At 41.9% G+C, this 1390-nt stretch carries 1 protein-coding gene; it reads left to right on the top strand.

Features of this window, described 5'->3' with window-relative positions; genetic code table 11:
* Nucleotides 1–85: 85 nt before the first annotated feature.
* Nucleotides 86–1293, top strand: a protein-coding gene (locus tag AC3ASS_RS14275; RefSeq protein WP_488284158.1) for an IS3 family transposase whose coding sequence is annotated in 2 segments (ribosomal slippage) — nt 86–374 and nt 374–1293 — 1209 coding nt in all. Because the reading frame shifts where the segments join, the coding sequence is not laid out codon by codon here.
* The last annotated feature ends 97 nt before the right edge of the window (nt 1294–1390 follow it).

Here is a 1390-nt window from a genome sequence, read left to right as displayed (position 1 = left end):
CTCATTAGCCCCCTAATGAATTTGGACACTCGATAAGGTGTTTTTTATAATCGAAGTGACCAAATGAAGGGGGCTTTTGATGTACATGAAACGAAGAAAACATTCGAAGGAATTTAAGCTACAAGTGGTGAAAGAAGCATTAGAAGTTGGAAATAAAGCATTGGTAGCTAGAAGATACGAGCTTAGCCCGAATCTTGTGCAAAGATGGGTGAAGGCATATGAAGAAGGAAAACTAGGACAAGAAATGGTTTCCTCTCCCTCTTCAGCTGAAATCAAACGGCTGGAGGAAGAAAACGAGCAGCTCAAGAAGCTATTAGGGGAAAAAGATTTAGAAATCGCGATTTTGCGTGATTTGATAAAAAAGAAGAACCCTCACTTACTGAAAAATTGGAAGTAGCCGAGCAGTGGATCAAGAAAGGATATCCGATTACAAAAGTATTGGAGATTCTAGAAATCAATCGCTCAACCTACTATTATCAGCAGAACGGAAAAGTTGAGAAGAAAACAGTAGGTGGGGGACGTCCAACACCCGGCTACTCTCTAACGGCAACTGGCGAAAAAGTGTCAGACGAACAAATCCAAGAATGGCTCTCTGAGCTTGTGATGGGAGGAGGATTTGCCTACGGATATCGCAAGCTGACCATTCAGTTAAGAAGAGACCATCAGCTTGTGATCAGTAAGAAAAAAGTATATCGATGGTGTAAAGCGATGGACTTACTACGTCCGCAGCGAGAGAAACGGATTCAATATCCGAAGAAACTCGCTCGAAATCGCATTATTACAGGCTCGAATCAGTTATGGGAAATGGACGTGAAATACGGATATATCGAAGGAGAAGAACGCTTTTTCTTTGTTTTGTCGCTCATCGATGTGTATGACCGTTCGGTAATTGATTACCATATTGGGTTGAGTTGTTCAGGAAGCGATGCCGTAAAGACGCTTCAAAGAGCGTTATTCAAGCGTCAGCAATTTGAACAGGCAAATAAACCTGTGATTCGGACAGACAACGGCCCGCAATTTATTTCTCATACCTTTGAAGCTGCCTGTGAGCGATTTGGAATCGAACATGAACGGATTCCACCACGGACGCCGAATATGAATGCACATATTGAAGCGTTTCATCGTTTACTGGAGGAGGAATGTCTAGGAAGAATGTCGTTTGACAGCTATGAAGAAGCTTATCAAGCCGTGATGGAGCGAAGGATTCATTCGAGTATTCTCGATCTTCCACCGCATGAATTTTACAAAAAAGCGCAAACGGAATCGTTAATCATCAAAGAAGTTCGCGTATAAGGCAAGAGGATTTTGTCTTCTTGCCAAGAAAAAACGAGAAATTTTGAGAATAACCTAAAATAAGATAGGATGTGTCCAAATTTAGGGGGTCAATCCG

The organism is Bacillus sp. JST-5 (assembly GCF_057747715.1).
The sequence above is the reverse complement of the archived record's forward strand: the minus strand, read 5'-3'. Positions and strand labels throughout refer to the sequence as shown.